The organism is Pseudomonas sp. TS_SC_3, from assembly GCF_056156225.1.
In genome coordinates this window covers 978,029-993,561 of sequence record NZ_CM149586.1, presented here as the reverse complement: position 1 = coordinate 993,561, position 15,533 = coordinate 978,029, and the positions used below count along the sequence as shown (strand labels likewise).

Annotated in this window: 27 protein-coding genes; 22 read left to right on the top strand and 5 right to left on the bottom strand. The window is 59.0% G+C overall.

From position 1 onward, the window contains the following. Positions 1-99: 99 nt before the first annotated feature. From AC0J6G_RS04915 to AC0J6G_RS04900, 4 genes are all read right to left on the bottom strand, one after another. On the bottom strand, positions 100-969 hold the full coding sequence (locus AC0J6G_RS04915; protein WP_475251819.1) for a helix-turn-helix domain-containing protein: 870 nt from the start codon (positions 967-969) through the stop codon (positions 100-102). Then, positions 966-1,625 carry a phage antirepressor KilAC domain-containing protein gene (locus tag AC0J6G_RS04910; RefSeq protein WP_475253601.1) on the bottom strand — a complete coding sequence of 220 codons (660 nt, stop codon included), beginning with the start codon at positions 1,623-1,625 and terminating at the stop codon, positions 966-968. Before AC0J6G_RS04910 ends, AC0J6G_RS04915 begins: the two co-directional genes overlap by 4 nt. Positions 1,626-1,772: 147 nt before the next feature. Next, on the bottom strand, positions 1,773-2,237 hold the full coding sequence (locus AC0J6G_RS04905) for a YmfL family putative regulatory protein (protein ID WP_475251817.1): 465 nt from the start codon (positions 2,235-2,237) through the stop codon (positions 1,773-1,775). Between the two features lie 48 nt (positions 2,238-2,285). Then, a complete protein-coding gene (locus AC0J6G_RS04900; protein WP_475251815.1) occupies positions 2,286-2,507 on the bottom strand; it encodes a helix-turn-helix domain-containing protein in 222 nt (73 codons plus the stop codon). A 42-nt stretch (positions 2,508-2,549) separates the two neighbouring features. On the opposite strand from AC0J6G_RS04900, the gene AC0J6G_RS04895 reads away from it, so the two are divergent. From AC0J6G_RS04895 to AC0J6G_RS04875, 5 genes are all read left to right on the top strand, one after another. Continuing rightward, a complete protein-coding gene (locus AC0J6G_RS04895) occupies positions 2,550-3,338 on the top strand; it encodes an XRE family transcriptional regulator (RefSeq protein ID WP_475251813.1) in 789 nt (262 codons plus the stop codon). Then, positions 3,338-4,054, top strand: a complete 717-nt coding sequence (locus tag AC0J6G_RS04890) for a zeta toxin family protein (protein ID WP_475253599.1) — start codon at positions 3,338-3,340, stop codon at positions 4,052-4,054. The genes AC0J6G_RS04895 and AC0J6G_RS04890 overlap by 1 nt, the downstream gene beginning before the upstream one ends. Positions 4,055-4,058: 4 nt before the next feature. Continuing rightward, positions 4,059-4,232, top strand: coding sequence for a hypothetical protein (locus tag AC0J6G_RS04885; RefSeq protein WP_475251811.1), 174 nt, complete (start codon positions 4,059-4,061; stop codon positions 4,230-4,232). Positions 4,233-4,670: 438 nt separating this feature from the next. After that, positions 4,671-5,108, top strand: a complete 438-nt coding sequence (locus AC0J6G_RS04880; protein ID WP_475251809.1) for a tellurite resistance TerB family protein — start codon at positions 4,671-4,673, stop codon at positions 5,106-5,108. A gap of 32 nt (positions 5,109-5,140) precedes the next feature. Further along, entirely contained in the window at positions 5,141-5,311 is a 171-nt protein-coding gene (locus AC0J6G_RS04875; protein ID WP_475251807.1) for a hypothetical protein, read from the top strand. A gap of 58 nt (positions 5,312-5,369) precedes the next feature. Here the strand turns inward: AC0J6G_RS04875 and AC0J6G_RS04870 are convergent, their stop codons facing one another. Continuing rightward, a complete protein-coding gene (locus AC0J6G_RS04870; RefSeq protein WP_475251805.1) occupies positions 5,370-5,579 on the bottom strand; it encodes a hypothetical protein in 210 nt (69 codons plus the stop codon). Between the two features lie 12 nt (positions 5,580-5,591). Here AC0J6G_RS04870 and AC0J6G_RS04865 point away from each other — a divergent pair, with 12 nt between their 5' ends. The 17 genes from AC0J6G_RS04865 to AC0J6G_RS04785 all read left to right on the top strand — a co-directional run bounded on the left by AC0J6G_RS04865 (position 5,592) and on the right by AC0J6G_RS04785 (position 15,517). Continuing rightward, on the top strand, positions 5,592-5,771 hold the full coding sequence (locus tag AC0J6G_RS04865; RefSeq protein WP_475251803.1) for a hypothetical protein: 180 nt from the start codon (positions 5,592-5,594) through the stop codon (positions 5,769-5,771). 730 nt (positions 5,772-6,501) lie between these two features. After that, positions 6,502-6,795: a hypothetical protein gene (locus tag AC0J6G_RS04860; protein WP_475251801.1), complete on the top strand. Its 294-nt coding sequence runs from the start codon at positions 6,502-6,504 to the stop codon at positions 6,793-6,795. Continuing rightward, positions 6,777-7,121 (top strand): LytTR family transcriptional regulator DNA-binding domain-containing protein, encoded by a 345-nt coding sequence (locus tag AC0J6G_RS04855; RefSeq protein ID WP_475251799.1) that lies wholly within the window; start codon positions 6,777-6,779, stop codon positions 7,119-7,121. Before AC0J6G_RS04860 ends, AC0J6G_RS04855 begins: the two co-directional genes overlap by 19 nt. A 15-nt stretch (positions 7,122-7,136) precedes the next feature. Next, the gene (locus AC0J6G_RS04850) at positions 7,137-7,535 is read left to right on the top strand and encodes a hypothetical protein (protein ID WP_475251797.1); all 399 of its coding nucleotides are present in this window, start codon (positions 7,137-7,139) and stop codon (positions 7,533-7,535) included. Beyond that, a complete protein-coding gene (locus AC0J6G_RS04845; RefSeq protein WP_475251795.1) occupies positions 7,535-7,864 on the top strand; it encodes a hypothetical protein in 330 nt (109 codons plus the stop codon). Before AC0J6G_RS04850 ends, AC0J6G_RS04845 begins: the two co-directional genes overlap by 1 nt. 55 nt (positions 7,865-7,919) lie before the next feature. Then, positions 7,920-8,315: a hypothetical protein gene (locus tag AC0J6G_RS04840; protein WP_475251793.1), complete on the top strand. Its 396-nt coding sequence runs from the start codon at positions 7,920-7,922 to the stop codon at positions 8,313-8,315. 216 nt (positions 8,316-8,531) lie between these two features. Further along, positions 8,532-10,340, top strand: a complete 1,809-nt coding sequence (locus AC0J6G_RS04835) for a DNA cytosine methyltransferase (RefSeq protein ID WP_475251791.1) — start codon at positions 8,532-8,534, stop codon at positions 10,338-10,340. Between the two features lie 350 nt (positions 10,341-10,690). After that, positions 10,691-11,329 carry a hypothetical protein gene (locus AC0J6G_RS04830; protein ID WP_475251789.1) on the top strand — a complete coding sequence of 213 codons (639 nt, stop codon included), beginning with the start codon at positions 10,691-10,693 and terminating at the stop codon, positions 11,327-11,329. Continuing rightward, a complete protein-coding gene (locus AC0J6G_RS04825) occupies positions 11,326-11,451 on the top strand; it encodes a hypothetical protein (protein WP_475251787.1) in 126 nt (41 codons plus the stop codon). Before AC0J6G_RS04830 ends, AC0J6G_RS04825 begins: the two co-directional genes overlap by 4 nt. Continuing rightward, positions 11,448-12,134 carry a DUF551 domain-containing protein gene (locus AC0J6G_RS04820; protein WP_475251785.1) on the top strand — a complete coding sequence of 229 codons (687 nt, stop codon included), beginning with the start codon at positions 11,448-11,450 and terminating at the stop codon, positions 12,132-12,134. Before AC0J6G_RS04825 ends, AC0J6G_RS04820 begins: the two co-directional genes overlap by 4 nt. Before the next feature lies 1 nt (position 12,135). Next, positions 12,136-12,678 carry an HNH endonuclease gene (locus AC0J6G_RS04815; RefSeq protein ID WP_475251783.1) on the top strand — a complete coding sequence of 181 codons (543 nt, stop codon included), beginning with the start codon at positions 12,136-12,138 and terminating at the stop codon, positions 12,676-12,678. Between the two features lie 2 nt (positions 12,679-12,680). After that, a complete protein-coding gene (locus AC0J6G_RS04810) occupies positions 12,681-12,884 on the top strand; it encodes a hypothetical protein (protein WP_475251781.1) in 204 nt (67 codons plus the stop codon). 6 nt (positions 12,885-12,890) lie between these two features. Next, complete coding sequence (locus AC0J6G_RS04805; protein ID WP_475251779.1) at positions 12,891-13,316, top strand: hypothetical protein; 426 nt, start codon at positions 12,891-12,893, stop codon at positions 13,314-13,316. Then, positions 13,313-13,759, top strand: a complete 447-nt coding sequence (locus AC0J6G_RS04800) for a hypothetical protein (protein WP_475251777.1) — start codon at positions 13,313-13,315, stop codon at positions 13,757-13,759. The genes AC0J6G_RS04805 and AC0J6G_RS04800 overlap by 4 nt, the downstream gene beginning before the upstream one ends. Before the next feature lie 51 nt (positions 13,760-13,810). Then, positions 13,811-14,152: a DUF4097 family beta strand repeat-containing protein gene (locus AC0J6G_RS04795; RefSeq protein WP_475251775.1), complete on the top strand. Its 342-nt coding sequence runs from the start codon at positions 13,811-13,813 to the stop codon at positions 14,150-14,152. Positions 14,153-14,192: 40 nt separating this feature from the next. Beyond that, a complete protein-coding gene (locus tag AC0J6G_RS04790; protein WP_475251773.1) occupies positions 14,193-14,405 on the top strand; it encodes a hypothetical protein in 213 nt (70 codons plus the stop codon). Then, positions 14,405-15,517: a phage integrase Arm DNA-binding domain-containing protein gene (locus AC0J6G_RS04785; protein WP_475251771.1), complete on the top strand. Its 1,113-nt coding sequence runs from the start codon at positions 14,405-14,407 to the stop codon at positions 15,515-15,517. Before AC0J6G_RS04790 ends, AC0J6G_RS04785 begins: the two co-directional genes overlap by 1 nt. The last annotated feature ends 16 nt before the right edge of the window (positions 15,518-15,533 follow it).

The following is a 15,533-nucleotide window of genomic DNA, read 5'->3' as shown; positions in this document are numbered from 1 at the left end:
TTCAACTGCGGGTCCTGGGTCACTGCCAACGCCGAGAGGCCAACCGCGATCTGCGCACCAGTAAGCCCGCCAAGCGTTGCCGCCCAAGCATGAGTCTGATCAGCCGACACGCCGAAACTCCCCGTCCAGCGGTGCCCGTAAAGCTCCGTCATCTTGAGCCACAGGTTGTCCAGCAGCCCCTGGCGTAGCTTCTCGGGCTTCACGGGCGGCAATGGCGGCGCGCACTTGCCCAACGGCTGACTTGTCACCTGCTGGGCGATTTGGCTGGCTGGCGTCATGAGTAATCTTCTCCGGGAAAATGCCCGTCCAGCCGTTGGCCATTGACTGGCTCAGCACGGCATCGGGGTTGTGGTGGCCAGCCAGGGCGGCGGCTTGGTTGCGAACGGTGGTGGCGGTCAACGCCTTGCGGATTTCACGGCGGTACTGGCACCACTCCGCCCAAATGCTCGGGCTGACGTTGCCAGGGCACTCAGTCACCGGGTCGTACTTCGCGGCACCCGGCGCACAGGTGCGCCCAGCTTTTGGTTTAACTGATGGATTAGTGGACGGATTGGGTGCAGCTGCTGCACCCCGTTCCTGCGTCAGTTGCACCCCGTTCGTGCAAGAGCTGCACCCCGTGCCCTCACAACGGCATGCATCTACTGCACCCCGCTCAGTGCCGCATGCAGCAGCTGCACCCCGTTGCATGGCCAGGTCATAAACCACCGGGCGGCGGTCGTGACGGTCGATATAAGCCGCCGCAATGGCCTGGTTACCCGGAGCAATAGCGCCCACCTCACGCAGATGATCAAGCGCGCTGCGCACGGTACGCACAGACAACCCAGTGTCTTCACTCAAGCTGTTGGCGGAAGGGAAAGCAGCGCGACCGTGCTTATCTGCGTAATTGGCCAGGCACAGCAGCACATGGCGCGCGGTTGGGGTTTTAACCAGGGTCTGCTCAAGCGCCCAAGTCATTGCCTGCACACTCATCGGGTGGCCCCCATCTTCTGCGCAAGCACCGCCAAACCCTTCGGGGTAACGCGCACCTGGCCGGCAAGGCGCTGCTCGCCGTCATCATCCAAGCCAATCACCGAAACCTTGTGCTCAAGCAGGCCAGAAGCCTCACGCGGCTGGTAAGCCACCAAGCGCATCGAACCCTCACGGCGGTAAACCCAGCGGTTCTCACGCAGCCAAGCGATCAGCACCTTGCGCTGTACGCCCAGGTGCTTGGCCGCATCTGTCAGGCACATCGAGCCGCGCGCCGCCGCAATGCGCGCCAGCGCCTCAACCTTCGGCGCCTGCTCGGTTACCACAAGGCGCAGCTGGTTGTTCTGCTCGGCAAGGTCAGCGGCCAAGCGCAACGCCTCAGGCAGGCTCTGCGGGATGACCGGAGCCAAAGCCCCCTGCTCCAGTTCATGCCAACGGCGGATCACCTTCATACGCAACGGCACGCTGTATCCGCTCAGCAAGCAATCGGTGTGCTCACGATCAAGGTGATACTCGGTTTGCTCACGGTTTTGGCTGTCCCGATAGATGCGCGCAAAACTGCTCACATCTCCATTCAGCGCATCGAGCATGGCCGCAATGTCACGCTTCACATCCGGGTGACGCTTGCCAGTCAACTCGGCAATCTCTCGGCTGCTCATCGTCCGCGCCACGTTTTCACATTGCGCAAAACGTGGCGCGGTAAGGGTGGTATTGCTCGGGGAAGGCTGCATGTGCATAATCGACTCCGTGTGTTGTTGTTGAAGAAGCCGCTCTAGACCAGCGGCTTTTTTTTGCCTGCGATTTGGCTACTGCTCGCGGTACAGGCTGATGGTTGCCAGCAGCTCAGAGGCGTGCGCCGCCTGGTAGCTCGATAGCGCCGCATGCAGAAGCTCGGCCTCTGCCTTAGTGATCTTGTTGTCCGCTAAGGATTCAGCGATCAGCACGTCAACGCGCCCGCGCTTGGCTGCAACGTCAACCGAGCGGGAATGCAGCTCAACGCTGTCAATCTGGTCAGCCACCGGCAGAGGCATAAATGCGCCGCCATACATGCGGCAGATGTAATCCGGCAGGTGATGGGTGCCGGAAACCTGCTCAAGCGCATGAATTTCGGCGTCACTCAGGGGCGTGCAACCGGCCGTCTCATAAACCTGGTTCTCCAAGCGCTTTGGCTTAATGCCAAGCTTCGCGGCGGCGCAGTCCTGCCCACCTGGGAAATGCTTGGTGACTTCCTTCATCACTTCTCTGCGGGTCTCTAGCACTTGCTTGCTCATGTCCTAGTTTTTTCCTTGAGGCGGCGCCTCTACTCTGTAATTGCTGGCTCAGGCGGCAGCGGCAGCGGCAGCAGCCGGGAAGACCGAATCAAGGTCGCAGTCAGCGCCCAGGTGATTCAGCGCGGCGACAAGCTCGCGCGCTGCATTCAAGTCAGGGGTGCGGCGGCCGTTCTCAAAGTTGCTCAGACGGCTTTGTTTCCAGCGCAGGCGGCTGTACAAATCCACCTGCTTAATGCCAGCCGCCTCGCGAACTTCACGGATACGGTTCATGGATTCTCTCCTGATTAACTATGCACAGGATAAACACGCATCGTGATTACTGCAAACACAATTAGTGAAAGGCCGCCATTACGTTCCGTGTTTATTATTTCGGGTATGAAAACGCTCGGATCGCGCATTGCGCACTACAGGAACATCAAGGGTTTATCCCAAGCAGGGCTGGCCAAGGCTTGCGGCTGGGCGAGCCAGTCGCGTGTCGGCAACTACGAAAGAGACACCCGCGAGCCAACGCTTGAAGACATTGCGCTTATGGCCAAAGTGCTAGGCGTAAATGAGCGGGAGCTGCTTACAAACCAGCCCCGTGCAGGAATCGAAGCCAATGCCGAGCTGATCGGCACCATGTCAGCCTGGGACAGCAGCACACCATTGGGTGACGATGAAGTCGCCATACCGCTATACAAGGAGGTTGAGTTGGCTGCAGGAGGCGGAGCTACCCAGGTAATCGAAGTGCCAGGCAGATTGCTGCGCTTCGCTAAGTCAACCCTGCGTGAAGCTGGCGTGATGCCTGCCAACGCCGTGTGCGCCACCGTCAAAGGCCGCAGCATGGAGCGCCTCATCATGGACGGCGCCACCATCGGCATTGATACCGGCAGCAAGCACATCGAGGACGGCGAGATATACGCCTTCGACCAAGACGGCATGCTGCGCGTCAAATACCTCTACCGCCTGCCCGGCGGCGCGGTGCGAGTGCGCAGCGAGAATGATGACGAGTTCCCCGACGAAACCCTGAGCGCCGAACAGTTCGCCAACATCCGCATGTTGGGCTGGGTCTTCTGGTGGTCAACCGTGCGCCGCCGGCGCGGGCTTAGCATTGCCAAATGATGAATCCCGATGAGCAGCACATACACGACGAAGCCGTGGCATTTGCGCGCGCCAACAAAAAGAAGATTGCCCGCCGCCTGACAGACCTCGCCATCTTCCCAAGAGAGGAAGACCCGGTGTCAGTCTTTATGGCTGGCTCGCCAGGAGCGGGCAAAACTGAGGCGTCAAAAGCGCTAATCGGCCTATTCAGTGACAGCCACACCCTACGCATAGACCCCGACGAGCTACGCGGCGAGTTTGAGGCCTACACCGGGGGCAATGCATGGCTGTTCCAGGCGGGCGTTTCGATCCTAGTCGAGAAGATCATTGATCGTGCGCTTAGCCAGTCTCAATCGTTCGTGCTGGACGGCACGCTCTCAAACTACTCGAAGGCTAAGGGCAATATAGAGCGCTCGCTCTCCAGAAATCGCACAGTACAAATACTCTACGTGTACCAAGAGCCAGAGCTGGCCTGGAACTTCGTGGCCGCGCGCGAGATAGCCGAAGGGCGGCGTATACGCCCAGAGCATTTCGTCGAGCAGTACTTCGCGGCGCGTGACGTAGTGAACCGACTCAAGCTAAAGTACGGCAAGGCAATCAGCGTCGACTTGCTGCTGAAGAACATCGACAACAGCGGGCGCCTTTACAAAGCGGGTGTCGACAAGATCGACTACCATATACCCGAGAAGCACACTAGAGCCACGCTAATGGCCATGCTTGGGGTAACTGAGGGGTAATATCATGAATGTATTCAACATGGCATTCGGGGCCAAAAAAGGCACCAAAAGCAAATTCGCAGACTTCATCCGCAACGCGAAGTCCGAAGAAAAGAAGCGCGTTTATTCCGCCGTCTTGGTTGAAGCAACCCGCCAGCAGAATCAGGTAATGAGCAGCGCTCAACCCCAGCACAATTAAAAACACAGCGTCCTAAAAAGCCCCGCCACTCGCGGGGCTTTTTATTGCCCATCCAAAAGCCGATACCCCGGCACCAATAGCCAGCCCCCGAGCCCGTCACTGTGCGGGCTTTTTTGTGCCTGCGCGAAAATAAATCACGAAACGTGTTTGACAGATTAAACACATTGCGTGATTATTAGACCAAGCCGAAGCAACACCGGCCAGGCCGAAAGGCCGCCACTCTTTAACAACCTGCAGCAACACAAACCGCACGCCTCTACCGGCGACCGGCGTCAGACAGGCGAACGAGGAAAGCCTGCCAACGGTGCGAACGCACACGGCTGACGATGGATTACCACCCGAGCGAATGACCCGGAAAGCAGTGCGGCTGCAAGTTTTCACTGATGCGCCTTGGCAACAGGGCGCATTGGGAAAACCCCACCAGCAAGAGGAAAGACCATGTTCGGTTTAGGCAAGAAGCTGTTTGGCGCCAAGCGCGCCGTGAAGAAACTGGAAAACCGTGACCTGATGCAGGCCATCGTCGGTGGCTGCCTACTGGTAGCGGCATCCGATGGCGAAATCAGCAAGAACGAAGCAGCGCAGATCGATATCCAGATCCGCGCCAACAAGGCGCTTGAGCACTTCGGCAGCGAAATCACCACCACCGTCAACCTGTTCACCGAGCAGCTGCAGGCCGGCTTTCGCCTGGGGCGCATGAACATCCTGCGCGAGATTCGCGACATCAAGAACAACCCGGCAGACGCCGAAGAAGTGTTCGTCAACATGCTCACCGTGGCCGAAGGCGACGGCAACATCAGCCCCGAGGAAATGAAGGTGCTGGCTGAAATCGGTAACGAGCTGGGCCTGCGCCTTAAAGACTTCGGTATTGAGGCGTGAAGCGCCGGCTTAGGCCGGTGCTGATTGTTGGGATGCTGCTGCTAATCGCGGCAGCAATCGTGAACAGCGCCATCAGCCGCGGCGCTTGCGCCTACTACGGCTACAAAACCGACCGCGACACCCGCTACGCCGCCTTTGTGGGCTGCATGGTGTCGGTCAATGGCAGCTGGGTGCCACGGCAAGAGCTGCGCGTGGCGCAGTAGCGGACAGCATCACTGAGCAGCCTTGGCGACAGGGCTGCTTGGGATGACAACCGGGAGGTCAGTTGTTTTCGTTTTCTTCAGCTACACGCCGAGATTCATCCAGGCTGCGCTTGGCGTCCTGCAAATAGCCAATAAGGCTATCCAGCTCGCCTTCATCAAAGATCAAAACCACATCATCGTGATCGCCTTGGTTCTGCTTGATGCAGATTTTATCTGTTTCGGAGATATAAACCTCTGCGCCATAGCGAGGTTCGATTTTGCCAAACATGGAGATATCCCTATGCAATTTACGTATGAGGTGAAAGGCGAACAATACCTCTACCGGGGCCATAAGGGCCACGCCGGCATCGCTTATTCACTTGATGAAATACACCGCCGCCTAACCACGCATTACGGCAAAGACGGTTACACGCTGAGCCTCGAATCCCCGCCCGACAAATCCGGGGCGCCCACTAGCTGATCAGGAGAGAGGCTAGCGCTATGCAGGTTTGCCGCCTGGGCATAAGGCACCGATCACCTGCATGCAGGGCGTATCGGGAAGCGATGAATGCGCAGGCTGATGCGCGAAGACGTGGCTTGGAGGATGGAGCAAGGCGAGGCTCTATGGCGCTGCGTACTGGTGAAGTTCGCCGTTAAGCCAGCAGTGAAACCAAGAATGCCGGGTTCAGCTCCGGCCATCACTTCCCGATGCGCACTTTCGCGCATCACAACCTAGAGACGAATCGTTCATTCCGACTGGGTAGGTACACCGCCGGGAGGCGGCAAGCACTCGGGCCACGGCTAAGCAGGAGCGAAGCCGCCAGGGGATTAGATCACCCCGCAGGTCAGCCGGAATGGTCGCAAGCCGGCACCAATTCAATAGGTGGCCACTGCCTGCCCAGTGAGCGCGCAACCGGAGGCCATAGCCATGAAGTAAGCCATCGCAACACCTGCGCGGCGCAGTAAGCCTGAAGGCTGCGCCCAACACCTGACAGGCAGCGGCCAAGCGGGGCGACGATGTGACCGCGCATCATTGGGCCAAGCCCAAAGCCCCACCCGAACGTACAGCGCAATTCCCGGCACAGGGTTCCCGATGCCGGGCTTTTTCGCTACCCCGTACCCATAAGCAGCCAACCCAGCACGCAGCCTTGCGGAAGTCTGGCGCGTTGGTGCGGCTGACTTATGGGTATGACCAACCGAGAGGCCACATCATGAATGCCATCCAGCAAGCCAAAGCCAGCGCCGCAGAACTCACCGACCTGCTCACCCTGGCCCGCAATGCCCGCGCCGCATTTGCTGCGCGCAGCCTGCACCAGGGCTACCGCCCGGACAGCACCCAGGCCTACATAAGCGGCAAGGGCATGGTTCGCGTCATCGACAGCACCAGCCACCGCGTCCTGGGCTTTCGCCGCACTGCCAAAGAGGCCGCATGGCTCCAGCAGGCGCTGGAAAGCGGCGCCCACCTGCCTGCCAACCAGGGGGCAGCATGCAGCGCTCAACAGTAAAGGCTCAGTACCGGGGCAAACCGGTGGTGTGGCCTGTCGAGCAGATCACCCACTTCCACTCGGCTGACAAGTACACCGTGGCGCACCACGTCGACGGCCGCGAGCTGCTGCTTAACGACAGCCTCCGGGCGCTGGCTGATGAGTTCCGCGAGCACTTCCTGCTCATCAACCGCGGCGTGCTGGTGGCGCGCGGGCGGATCTTGCAGGTCATCCCTGAGCCCAAGCACATCGCCGGGCTTGTGTACCTGCAGGGCGTTGCCGATCCCCTGCCCTGCAGCCGCTCACGCCTGCCAGTGGTGCGTGAATTTCTCAACTGCGCCGCATAACTTGCGAGTCACACCATGATCGACCAATCAAGCATCGAGGCGCGCAACAGCTTGCGCCACAACCTGGCCGCCAAAATGGCCGCATTCGAAGCCCACAACGGCCCCGTTCAAACGCTGCCCATCCGCATCGGCAACGAGCCCATGCCGGCTTTCCGCATCAACTGCCCCGACAAGCCCAAGGCAATCCCGGTGGTGCGTGTGCGCAAGACGGCGAGCGAGCGCAAGCCACGGCCCAACATGGTGCTCAAGCAAAGAAAGATCGCCGCCATCACCGAGCTGGCCGGCAAGGGCCTGACGATTGAAGACATCGCCGACCAGGCGCCCTTCACGCCAAAGCTCACGCCCAAGTACGTGCTCAACATGATCTGGACCCACCGCATTCCACGCGGCCGCCAAACTGATCTGGAGGCGTGATGGCCAAGACTACCAAGGAGCGCTCAGCGAACTCGGCCAAAAAGGCGGCAGCAGCCGGCGAGGAAGAACTGCGCAACAAGCTCCGCCCTGGCACTCGCGCCATGCTTGCCGACCTCATGCGCTGGCACGGCATCACGGTTATATCCGAAGCCATTCAGAACATGATCATCAACCTGCATGCCCTCGGGCCGGAAGGCTCAGCCCATGCACTAAAAAGCCCGCGCCACACTTTCGAGATAACCGAAAACGTGGCGCAGCAATTCCACAATGAAAGCCTGCGCGAACTCCGCGCCGACCCGGGCGACGAAAACACCGCCCACATCACGTAACCCAACCAAGCCCAGCGCCAGCAGCGCAACGGGCTGCTATTGCCTGGAGAAAGTTATGCCCAACGTACTTTATGCCGGCCTGCGCAACCCTGAGCGCGACCAGAACATATTCAACGCCCTGGCTGACAGGTCGATCAGTGAAGTAGCTGAGCTTATGGCGCTGCAACCGAGCACGGTGCGTGCGGCACATAAGCGCATCGCTGACCTCGCCACCTTCAACCTAACCCTCACAGGGGGGGGTAAGGACATACCGATTGGGCCGGTGGCTGCCAAGTCATTCCGCCGCGCTGCACTGGGTGCGTACCGTCACTTTTGCGGCACCTTCCGCAGCCTAGAGCTGAACCAGTGGGCCGTAACTGATGGCACCACAACCCTCACCATTCAAGAGCTTCGTGACCTCGACTCGGGTGTCGCGTCGGTCACAGAAGATGATCCGGAATCAAGTGCATGAACTACTACCCCAAAGGCGGGCGCTGCCTTGCTTGCACCAAGCGCATAAACAAATGCAACCACCTGCCCTTCCACACCATGCCAGTGCACCGGCACGACGGAGTAGATGCGGTGGTGATCTGCACAGAGTTTGTTGCCGAGAAGGCGGGGGCGGACAAGCCATTCCTAAGCGCACGGCGCGGCCAGCGGTTATAACTCTTTCCACGGAGCAGTTCGCATGACCTCAATGAAGAAGCCAGCGCCGTTCGACTTCCACACCCAGTACGGCCTGCCGCTGGTCGAGACTGACGACGAGATAAACGTCGACCTCTTCGCCGGCGGTGGCGGCGCCAGCACCGGCCTTGAGATGGGCCTTGGTCGCCCGGTGCACATCGCCATCAATCACAACCCGGCAGCCATCAGCATGCATGAGGCCAACCACCCGGGCGCACTGCACCTGCAGACGGACGTGTGGGCGGTTGATCCGGTTGAGGTGCTGGCTGGCCGGCATATCGGATGGTTTCATGCATCACCAGACTGCACCCACCACAGCCAGGCGGCTGGTGGGCAGCCTCGCAAGAAAGAGGTGCGCGACTTGTCCTGGGTGGTGATCAAGTGGGCCGGGATCGGCAAGCCACGAATCATCAGCCTGGAGAACGTGAAGCAGATCCGCCAATGGGGTCCGCTTATCGCCAAGCGCTGTAAGAAGACCGGCCGGGTTATGAAGCTGGATGGCACTGTTGCAGCACCAGGTGAGCGCACGCAGCGCGGTGAGCAGTTCCTAGTGCCTGACCCGAAACGCAAAGGCACCACCTGGCACAAGTTCCTCAGCTGCCTTCGGGCGCTGGGCTATACCGTCGAGCACAACATTCTCAAGGCCTGCGATTTCGGAGCACCAACCAGCCGAGAGCGTTTGTTTCTGGTGGCCCGCCGCGACGGAAACCCGATCGTATGGCCAAAGCCAACGCATGCAGCCAAGCCGGGCAAGGGCCAGAAGCCATACCGCACCGCCGCCGAGTGCATTGATTTCAGTCTTCCAACGCAGAGCATCTTTGATCGCAAGAAGCCACTGGCCGAAGCTACCGAACGGCGCATTGCCAAGGGCATCAAGCGGGAGGTGCTGCAAAAGGCCAAGCCCTTTATCGTGCCAATAGCCAACTGGTCACGCGATGCGCTGCACTCGGTTGATCAGCCTCTGAACACAGTAACAGCCTGGCCGAAAGGCGGCTCATTCGCGGTGGCAACCGCCTTTCTTGAGCAGGCCAACGGCGGTTTCAACACCATGCTGTCTCGCGGCATGGATCAGACAGTCTCAACGGTCACCAACAGCGGCAGCCAGCAGCGACTGGTGACAGCCAACCTGGTGCACCTACGCGGCAACTGTGATGCGAGAGATGTAGAAGACCCACTGCACACCGTCAGCGCCGGCGGCACGCACCATGCTCTGTGCACGGCCTTCCTTTCGCGTCAGTTCGGCGCAAGCGTTGGCCAGGCCGTGGATGAGCCGTCGCCAACCATAACCGCAGGCGGTGGCGGCAAGTCGGCACTGGTAACAGCTCACCTGACTGCGATGGCAGAGAACGTGATCAGCGTTGATCCTGAGGAACCACTGCCGACTGTTCTGGCTGGTGGCACCCGGTTCGGATTGGTTGAGCTGAAGCTTTCGCCTGACGCCGAAAAGGGAGCGCTGCGTTGTGCGGCCTTCCTGATGAAGTACCACGGCATCGGCGAGAACGTGATCGGCATGGGTGAGCCAGTCAGCACCGTGACCACTAAGGACCGGCTGGCACTGGTCACAGTCTGGATCGGCGGCGACCCGTATGTGATCGTCGACATCTGCCTGCGCATGCTGCAGCCGCATGAGCTTTACGCAGCTCAGGGCTTCCCGCCAAGCTACATCATCACCCACGGGCACGATGGTCGGAAGTTCACGAAGTCGGAGCAGGTGTTCATGTGCGGCAACAGTGTCAGTCCGCCGCCAATGGCCGCCATCGCAGCAGCCAACGACACCTGGTCACCCCGATCACGGCAGGCCTTGGCCGCCTAGTCACCACCCTACCCGCCCGCTCCCTGTCTGATACCTGGGCGGGAGGGTGGACTGCAAACCCATGGGGCTGGGTCGACGCATCCTCAAGCAGATCACAACCAGCCAGTACGGATGATCAATTCGGCCAGGCGGATCAGCGCGGCTATCAGATTTATCGCATCAGTGAGTCGTTTCATGCGGTAGAGCTCCGGTAGTGGTTACGCACCTAGCTTGGGGCGCACCTGCCCCGCTATGCGCACCTAGGGTGCCGACCGCCTCACAACCAATCCTCTTGGGCTTTTTCCACTGCTATCACGACGCCTGGCGCGTCAATCCACCTAATCGAATCACGCCACTGGCGAGGGATAACCATGCAGATTGAAAACTTCCTGCGGGATGTAAAAGACCACCAGCTTAGCGTCCTGCGCGATGACGGCCTTTACCGTCACCTCCGCTTCAAGCGTCCAGGCTCAAGCGCCTATTACTTCGACTTGATCACTTGGCCAGGCGCGCTTTGCTATACGGGCGATATGGGCACATTCGTGTTTAGCCGCCTGGCCGATATGTTTGAGTTTTTCCGAACAGATCGGCATGAGCTAGGCGAGCTACGCATTAACCCTGGCTACTGGTCAGAGAAATTGCTTGCCGTCGACGGCGGGCGGCGGAACGGCTCGGCAACTGAGTTTGATCCGCTCAAGTTTGAGCGCGTCATTAAGGAGTTCTTAGTCGGCTGGATGCGCCATAGCGGACTTAATCGTGAGCAGCGCGCCGAGCTGCGCGCAACGGTTCAGGACGAAATTCTGGACTACATCGACGAGGACGAGCGCGGAAACTTCGACCGAGCCAATGAGTTCCACACCGAAATCGGCGGCCATGAGTTCCAGTTTGAAGACCTGTTTGATTACACCTTCACCAAGTACACCAACACTTTCCTTTGGTGTTGCTACGCACTGAGCTGGGGCATTCAGCAATACGACCTCATTGAGCCGGAGCTGAAGAAAACAGCATGAGCCGCCCCACCTACTGCCGCACCCAGCGCCTGCCTGCAGCCGAATGCCAGTGCCTGCGCTGCACACCTATCAACCCAGAGCACCTCACTAACAACAACCAAGTGTGGGAGAAATTGACGTGAGTGATAAACCCAAAGGCCACGGCCACGTAACGCCTAACGCAAACGGCGACAAAGCGCGCTGCGGCGGCCCGAAAATCTGCAAGGTTTGCATGCAGGAGCTGGCTGAACTGAAAGCCCAGCCGAGCGGGGTTTTTCTGAGTCAAGCAAGTCTTACTGCTGCGGTAGACGCGGCAATGGTGGAAATGCAGAACATCAGCCCGCCTCTCGGGCGCGGAGAGTGTGCGCGATTGATACGCGCTGCGTTCGCTCGCCTCCGCCAGCCTGCCAGTGCTGGCGATGAGCAGCAGGCGGGAACCAAAGTTAGTGACACCTCGATTAACTGCTGGTCCTGCAAATTATCCGTCTCGCTCGATGAGCGCGCAGATGCGGATGGTAACTGCCCGCACTGCCGCGTGGAGCTGGATTTGGAAGAATACCTACGCTCCGCCCTATCCGCTAACCATAGTGAGCAGGTGCGTGCGTGGGTTCCGGTCAGCGAGCGGTTGCCTGACGAGACACATGCTTATGGCTGCCACACCAATGACGTTCTCTGCCGCACTCGCTCAGGGAAGGTAATTATCGCCCTTCTTGCTAGAACAACCACTGGTGTCGCCTGGTATGACCAGCAATCTCAAGAGCGCGATGTAACCCACTGGATGCCGCTGCCCGCCACCCCATCAGCAGGCAGTCAGGGCGGCGAATAACATGGACAACAATCTGAATGAGTTGATCAAAGACCTGTTCGCCTACGACGCAGACACTGGCGTTATCCGGCGCACAAGAAGGGCTGGCGGGAAATCTGCCAGCAGCCCTGTAGGCAAAACAAACAGCCATGGATACCTAAGCATCATGTGCATGGAGAAAACGATCCTTGCGCATCGCCTTTGCTGGTTTCTTCACTATGGCGAGTGGCCAGAACATCCGATTGATCACATTGATGGCGACCGCAAGAACAACTCCATATCCAACCTTCGGCTTTCGAACAGGGTAGAAAACGCCAAAAACTCTGGAATTTCAATCGCCAATAAATCAGGCGTGGTTGGTGTTTGCTGGGTAAACGGCACTTCGAAATGGCAGGTTCAGATAGCGGCCGACAAGAAGAAGTATTACCTGGGCCAATACAGCAGCCTGCTTGACGCTGTGGCAGTCAGGAAGTCGGCAGAGCTTCGCCATGGATTCGACCCAATGCATGGGCTGCGCCCTTCTCACGCCCTAATCGCCACCACCAACCAGCAGCGGAGTAGCTAACGATGCGCACAACATTCGATCAAGTTGCAGTGACCGCAACAAAACGCTGGACGGACGAAGCCGGCAAGAAGCGCCAGAAAACCCGCAAGTTCTGGCAAACAATCAACCCGTTCAACAAGTGCGCGGATGGCTCGCTAAAGACTCGCGATCAGATCATGGTTGAGATTAATGCGCAGCGTGACGCATGGCTCGCAGATAAGGAGTAGCTGACGATGAGCATGCACAAAATACCACTTACGCCGATTGAAGAAGCTGGCCTGCGCGCCCACGGCCTGGATATTGGTACGCCAAGCCAGCTTTCTGACGCATTTCGCCAAGGCGTGCGATATGCCCGCGCCCAGCAGCCCAGCCAAGGGGGCGAGGCGGTTGCGTTCATCCCGGTAGATCGTGAAACGGGCGAGCACTGGCACCCAGTCAAGTACAAAGGCACTGGGCATATCTGCGATTACATCCCGCTATACGCTCACGCGAAAAACACACCAGCAGACAGCCGCGTTGTGCCGGTGGAGTTGCTGCGTTTGATCGAGCAGAGCTGGCGAGTGCCGAACGGCTGGCCTAAAAGCGTGCCAGAAAGTGTTGAGCTACGGATATGCCAGGGGCTAGCCGAACTCCGCGCACTGCTGGAGGTGAAGCCGTGAGCGCGCCAATTGAACCGCAAGACTATCTCTACGGCACCAAGGTCGTGCAGATAGAAGACTTACGGGTTGCTCGCGGAATGACACGCCGGCCCGTTTCGTCCTGTCGCCACCGCAAGCTGGTCTACGACAACAAGGAGCGGCGCGTCTGGTGTAGCGATTGCGAGGCTGAGGTTGAGGCTTTCGATGCGTTTGAATACCTGGTCGATGTTTTTGCCAATGGCGTGGCCAGCTTGGAACGACAACGTAAAGAAGTTGAGCAAGCAGCCACTTTCAGAATTATCAGCCGTGCAGCCAAGGTTATGGATCAAGCATGGCGAAGCCAGAAAATGGCACCACTCTGCCCACACTGCATGACGGCAATTCTGCCCGAAGACGTTGCCAGCGGCGTGGCGATGACAAGCAAGTCGCTTGTGAAAGCTAAGCGCAGCCGCACCACCAAGTAACCAATTCTTATCAAACAACTGTGCCGGCCATGCCGGTGGAGAGGTATTCCTGTGCAAATCAAAACCAGCGGCTCAAGCGTGACCATTGACGGCAAAACATTCAGCGGGCGCAGCGTGAGCATTGTCAGCAACAAGGTGGTGGTCGATGGCGTTGAACAGCCTGGCGAACTGGTCGGGCCGGTCAGCGTAACCGTCAACGGCAATGCTGAGTCGGTAGAAAGCGGCTCCGGTCGCATCGAGGTCGCGGGCAGCGCTGGGCGCGTTAAGACGATGAGCGGCGATGTTCAGTGCGGCGACGTGACCGGCGACGTAGGAACCATGAGCGGAGACGTTACCTGTGGGGCAATACGCGGCTCAGTCAAAACAATGTCTGGCGATATTCGCCACCGCTAACCTTTTCCACACTCCCCGGAATGGGGGTAGAGAGTTTTCTATGAAGCGCGAACTGATCAAGATCAGCGAGTTCCGCCGCCGGCGCTGGGGTGAAAACGGCACGCCGATGTGCTCACAGGCCATCCGCAACCAGATCCGCAACGGCGATCTACCCGGCGAGCAAATCGGAAAGCTGTGGTATATCGACTGGACTGCATTCAACAAATCGAACGGCAACGACCTTGTTGCCATGGTGCTGAAAGGAGCTGCGTGATGGTTCCACGGCCTCGCAATAAGGCGAACAAGGGTTTGCCGCCAAACCTGTATTACGACGCCAGGCGAGGCACCTACCGTTATCGCCGGCCGACCGATGGCAAGTGGTTCCAGTTCGGAACCGACCGTATAAAGGCCATTGACGCCGCCAAGCAGCTGAACATTGAGTTCCTGCAGGGCGGTGACCTGGTGTCGGCGGTGATGGGCAAGCATTCCGACCTGTTCAATACCTTCCTCGACCACTACGAAACCCAGGTTCTGCCGCAGCGCGAGCTGGCAAAGGGCACGCTTGACCTGTACGCGGTGCACTTCCGGCGCCTTCGCAAGGCTTTCGAAGGCAAAGGAATCGATGAAATCACCATTCGCATGGTGGCCGAGCTGCTCGACAGTCTGACTGCTCGGGTTGCTAATCAGGCCAGGGCCTACCTGATAGACATATTCAACCACGCCGCGGCTAAGGGTTTGTGCGTCGACAACCCAGCAGCGTGCACCATCGCCCGCATCGAGAAGAAACAGCGCAAGCGGCACACCGTCGACGGCATCCGTGCTATTCGCGCCCGGTCGCCCGACTGGCTCCAGAATGCCATTGATCTGGCGCTGATCACTGCCCAGCGGCGCACCGACATTCTGTCGATGAAGTTTGAAGACGTGCGCGATGGCCACCTGTACGTGATCCAGCAGAAGACGGCAAAGGCCACTGACACGGCCTGGATACGATTCAAGGTAACGCCAGAGCTGCAGGCGGTAATTGATCGGTGTCGCGACAACATCCTGTCGCCCTACCTGATCCACCGGCGGCCTGAGCGCAAACGGCAAAAGCAGGCCGAACAGAAAGCGCACTGGACGAAGATCGAGGAAAGGTTTTTGACCAGGGCATTCAAGGATGCGAGGGATGCAGCCGGGTGCTATGCCAGCTGGAAGGATGAAGAGCAGCCGGGCTTCCACGAAGTGCGGGCGCTATCACTGCACCTGTACAAGAAAGCCGGAAAGGACGGTCAGAAAATCGCAGGCCATGCCAGCGAGGACATGACGAAAAACTATCAGCGCGATCACGCCGAAATCATCTGGTCTGAAGCTATACCCGACCTAGATATCAGCGAAATCGCCGGTTAGTTTTGCGCGCATTTTG

What these genes read in the sequence shown, in the direction of transcription:
- AC0J6G_RS04865 (WP_475251803.1), top strand. Translation starts at nt 5,592, where the DNA reads ATGCAATTTACGTATGAGGTGAAAGGCGAACAATACCTCTACCGGGGC.
- AC0J6G_RS04915 (WP_475251819.1), bottom strand. Translation starts at nt 969, where the DNA reads ATGAGTGTGCAGGCAATGACTTGGGCGCTTGAGCAGACCCTGGTTAAA.
- AC0J6G_RS04870 (WP_475251805.1), bottom strand. Translation starts at nt 5,579, where the DNA reads ATGTTTGGCAAAATCGAACCTCGCTATGGCGCAGAGGTTTATATCTCC.
- AC0J6G_RS04905 (WP_475251817.1), bottom strand. Translation starts at nt 2,237, where the DNA reads ATGAGCAAGCAAGTGCTAGAGACCCGCAGAGAAGTGATGAAGGAAGTC.
- AC0J6G_RS04885 (WP_475251811.1), top strand. Translation starts at nt 4,059, where the DNA reads ATGAATGTATTCAACATGGCATTCGGGGCCAAAAAAGGCACCAAAAGC.
- AC0J6G_RS04830 (WP_475251789.1), top strand. Translation starts at nt 10,691, where the DNA reads ATGCAGATTGAAAACTTCCTGCGGGATGTAAAAGACCACCAGCTTAGC.
- AC0J6G_RS04850 (WP_475251797.1), top strand. Translation starts at nt 7,137, where the DNA reads ATGATCGACCAATCAAGCATCGAGGCGCGCAACAGCTTGCGCCACAAC.
- AC0J6G_RS04890 (WP_475253599.1), top strand. Translation starts at nt 3,338, where the DNA reads ATGAATCCCGATGAGCAGCACATACACGACGAAGCCGTGGCATTTGCG.
- AC0J6G_RS04825 (WP_475251787.1), top strand. Translation starts at nt 11,326, where the DNA reads ATGAGCCGCCCCACCTACTGCCGCACCCAGCGCCTGCCTGCAGCCGAA.
- AC0J6G_RS04805 (WP_475251779.1), top strand. Translation starts at nt 12,891, where the DNA reads ATGAGCATGCACAAAATACCACTTACGCCGATTGAAGAAGCTGGCCTG.
- AC0J6G_RS04900 (WP_475251815.1), bottom strand. Translation starts at nt 2,507, where the DNA reads ATGAACCGTATCCGTGAAGTTCGCGAGGCGGCTGGCATTAAGCAGGTG.
- AC0J6G_RS04810 (WP_475251781.1), top strand. Translation starts at nt 12,681, where the DNA reads ATGCGCACAACATTCGATCAAGTTGCAGTGACCGCAACAAAACGCTGG.
- AC0J6G_RS04855 (WP_475251799.1), top strand. Translation starts at nt 6,777, where the DNA reads ATGCAGCGCTCAACAGTAAAGGCTCAGTACCGGGGCAAACCGGTGGTG.
- AC0J6G_RS04815 (WP_475251783.1), top strand. Translation starts at nt 12,136, where the DNA reads ATGGACAACAATCTGAATGAGTTGATCAAAGACCTGTTCGCCTACGAC.
- AC0J6G_RS04845 (WP_475251795.1), top strand. Translation starts at nt 7,535, where the DNA reads ATGGCCAAGACTACCAAGGAGCGCTCAGCGAACTCGGCCAAAAAGGCG.
- AC0J6G_RS04790 (WP_475251773.1), top strand. Translation starts at nt 14,193, where the DNA reads ATGAAGCGCGAACTGATCAAGATCAGCGAGTTCCGCCGCCGGCGCTGG.
- AC0J6G_RS04835 (WP_475251791.1), top strand. Translation starts at nt 8,532, where the DNA reads ATGACCTCAATGAAGAAGCCAGCGCCGTTCGACTTCCACACCCAGTAC.
- AC0J6G_RS04910 (WP_475253601.1), bottom strand. Translation starts at nt 1,625, where the DNA reads ATGAGCAGCCGAGAGATTGCCGAGTTGACTGGCAAGCGTCACCCGGAT.
- AC0J6G_RS04785 (WP_475251771.1), top strand. Translation starts at nt 14,405, where the DNA reads ATGGTTCCACGGCCTCGCAATAAGGCGAACAAGGGTTTGCCGCCAAAC.
- AC0J6G_RS04880 (WP_475251809.1), top strand. Translation starts at nt 4,671, where the DNA reads ATGTTCGGTTTAGGCAAGAAGCTGTTTGGCGCCAAGCGCGCCGTGAAG.
- AC0J6G_RS04875 (WP_475251807.1), top strand. Translation starts at nt 5,141, where the DNA reads ATGCTGCTGCTAATCGCGGCAGCAATCGTGAACAGCGCCATCAGCCGC.
- AC0J6G_RS04860 (WP_475251801.1), top strand. Translation starts at nt 6,502, where the DNA reads ATGAATGCCATCCAGCAAGCCAAAGCCAGCGCCGCAGAACTCACCGAC.
- AC0J6G_RS04840 (WP_475251793.1), top strand. Translation starts at nt 7,920, where the DNA reads ATGCCCAACGTACTTTATGCCGGCCTGCGCAACCCTGAGCGCGACCAG.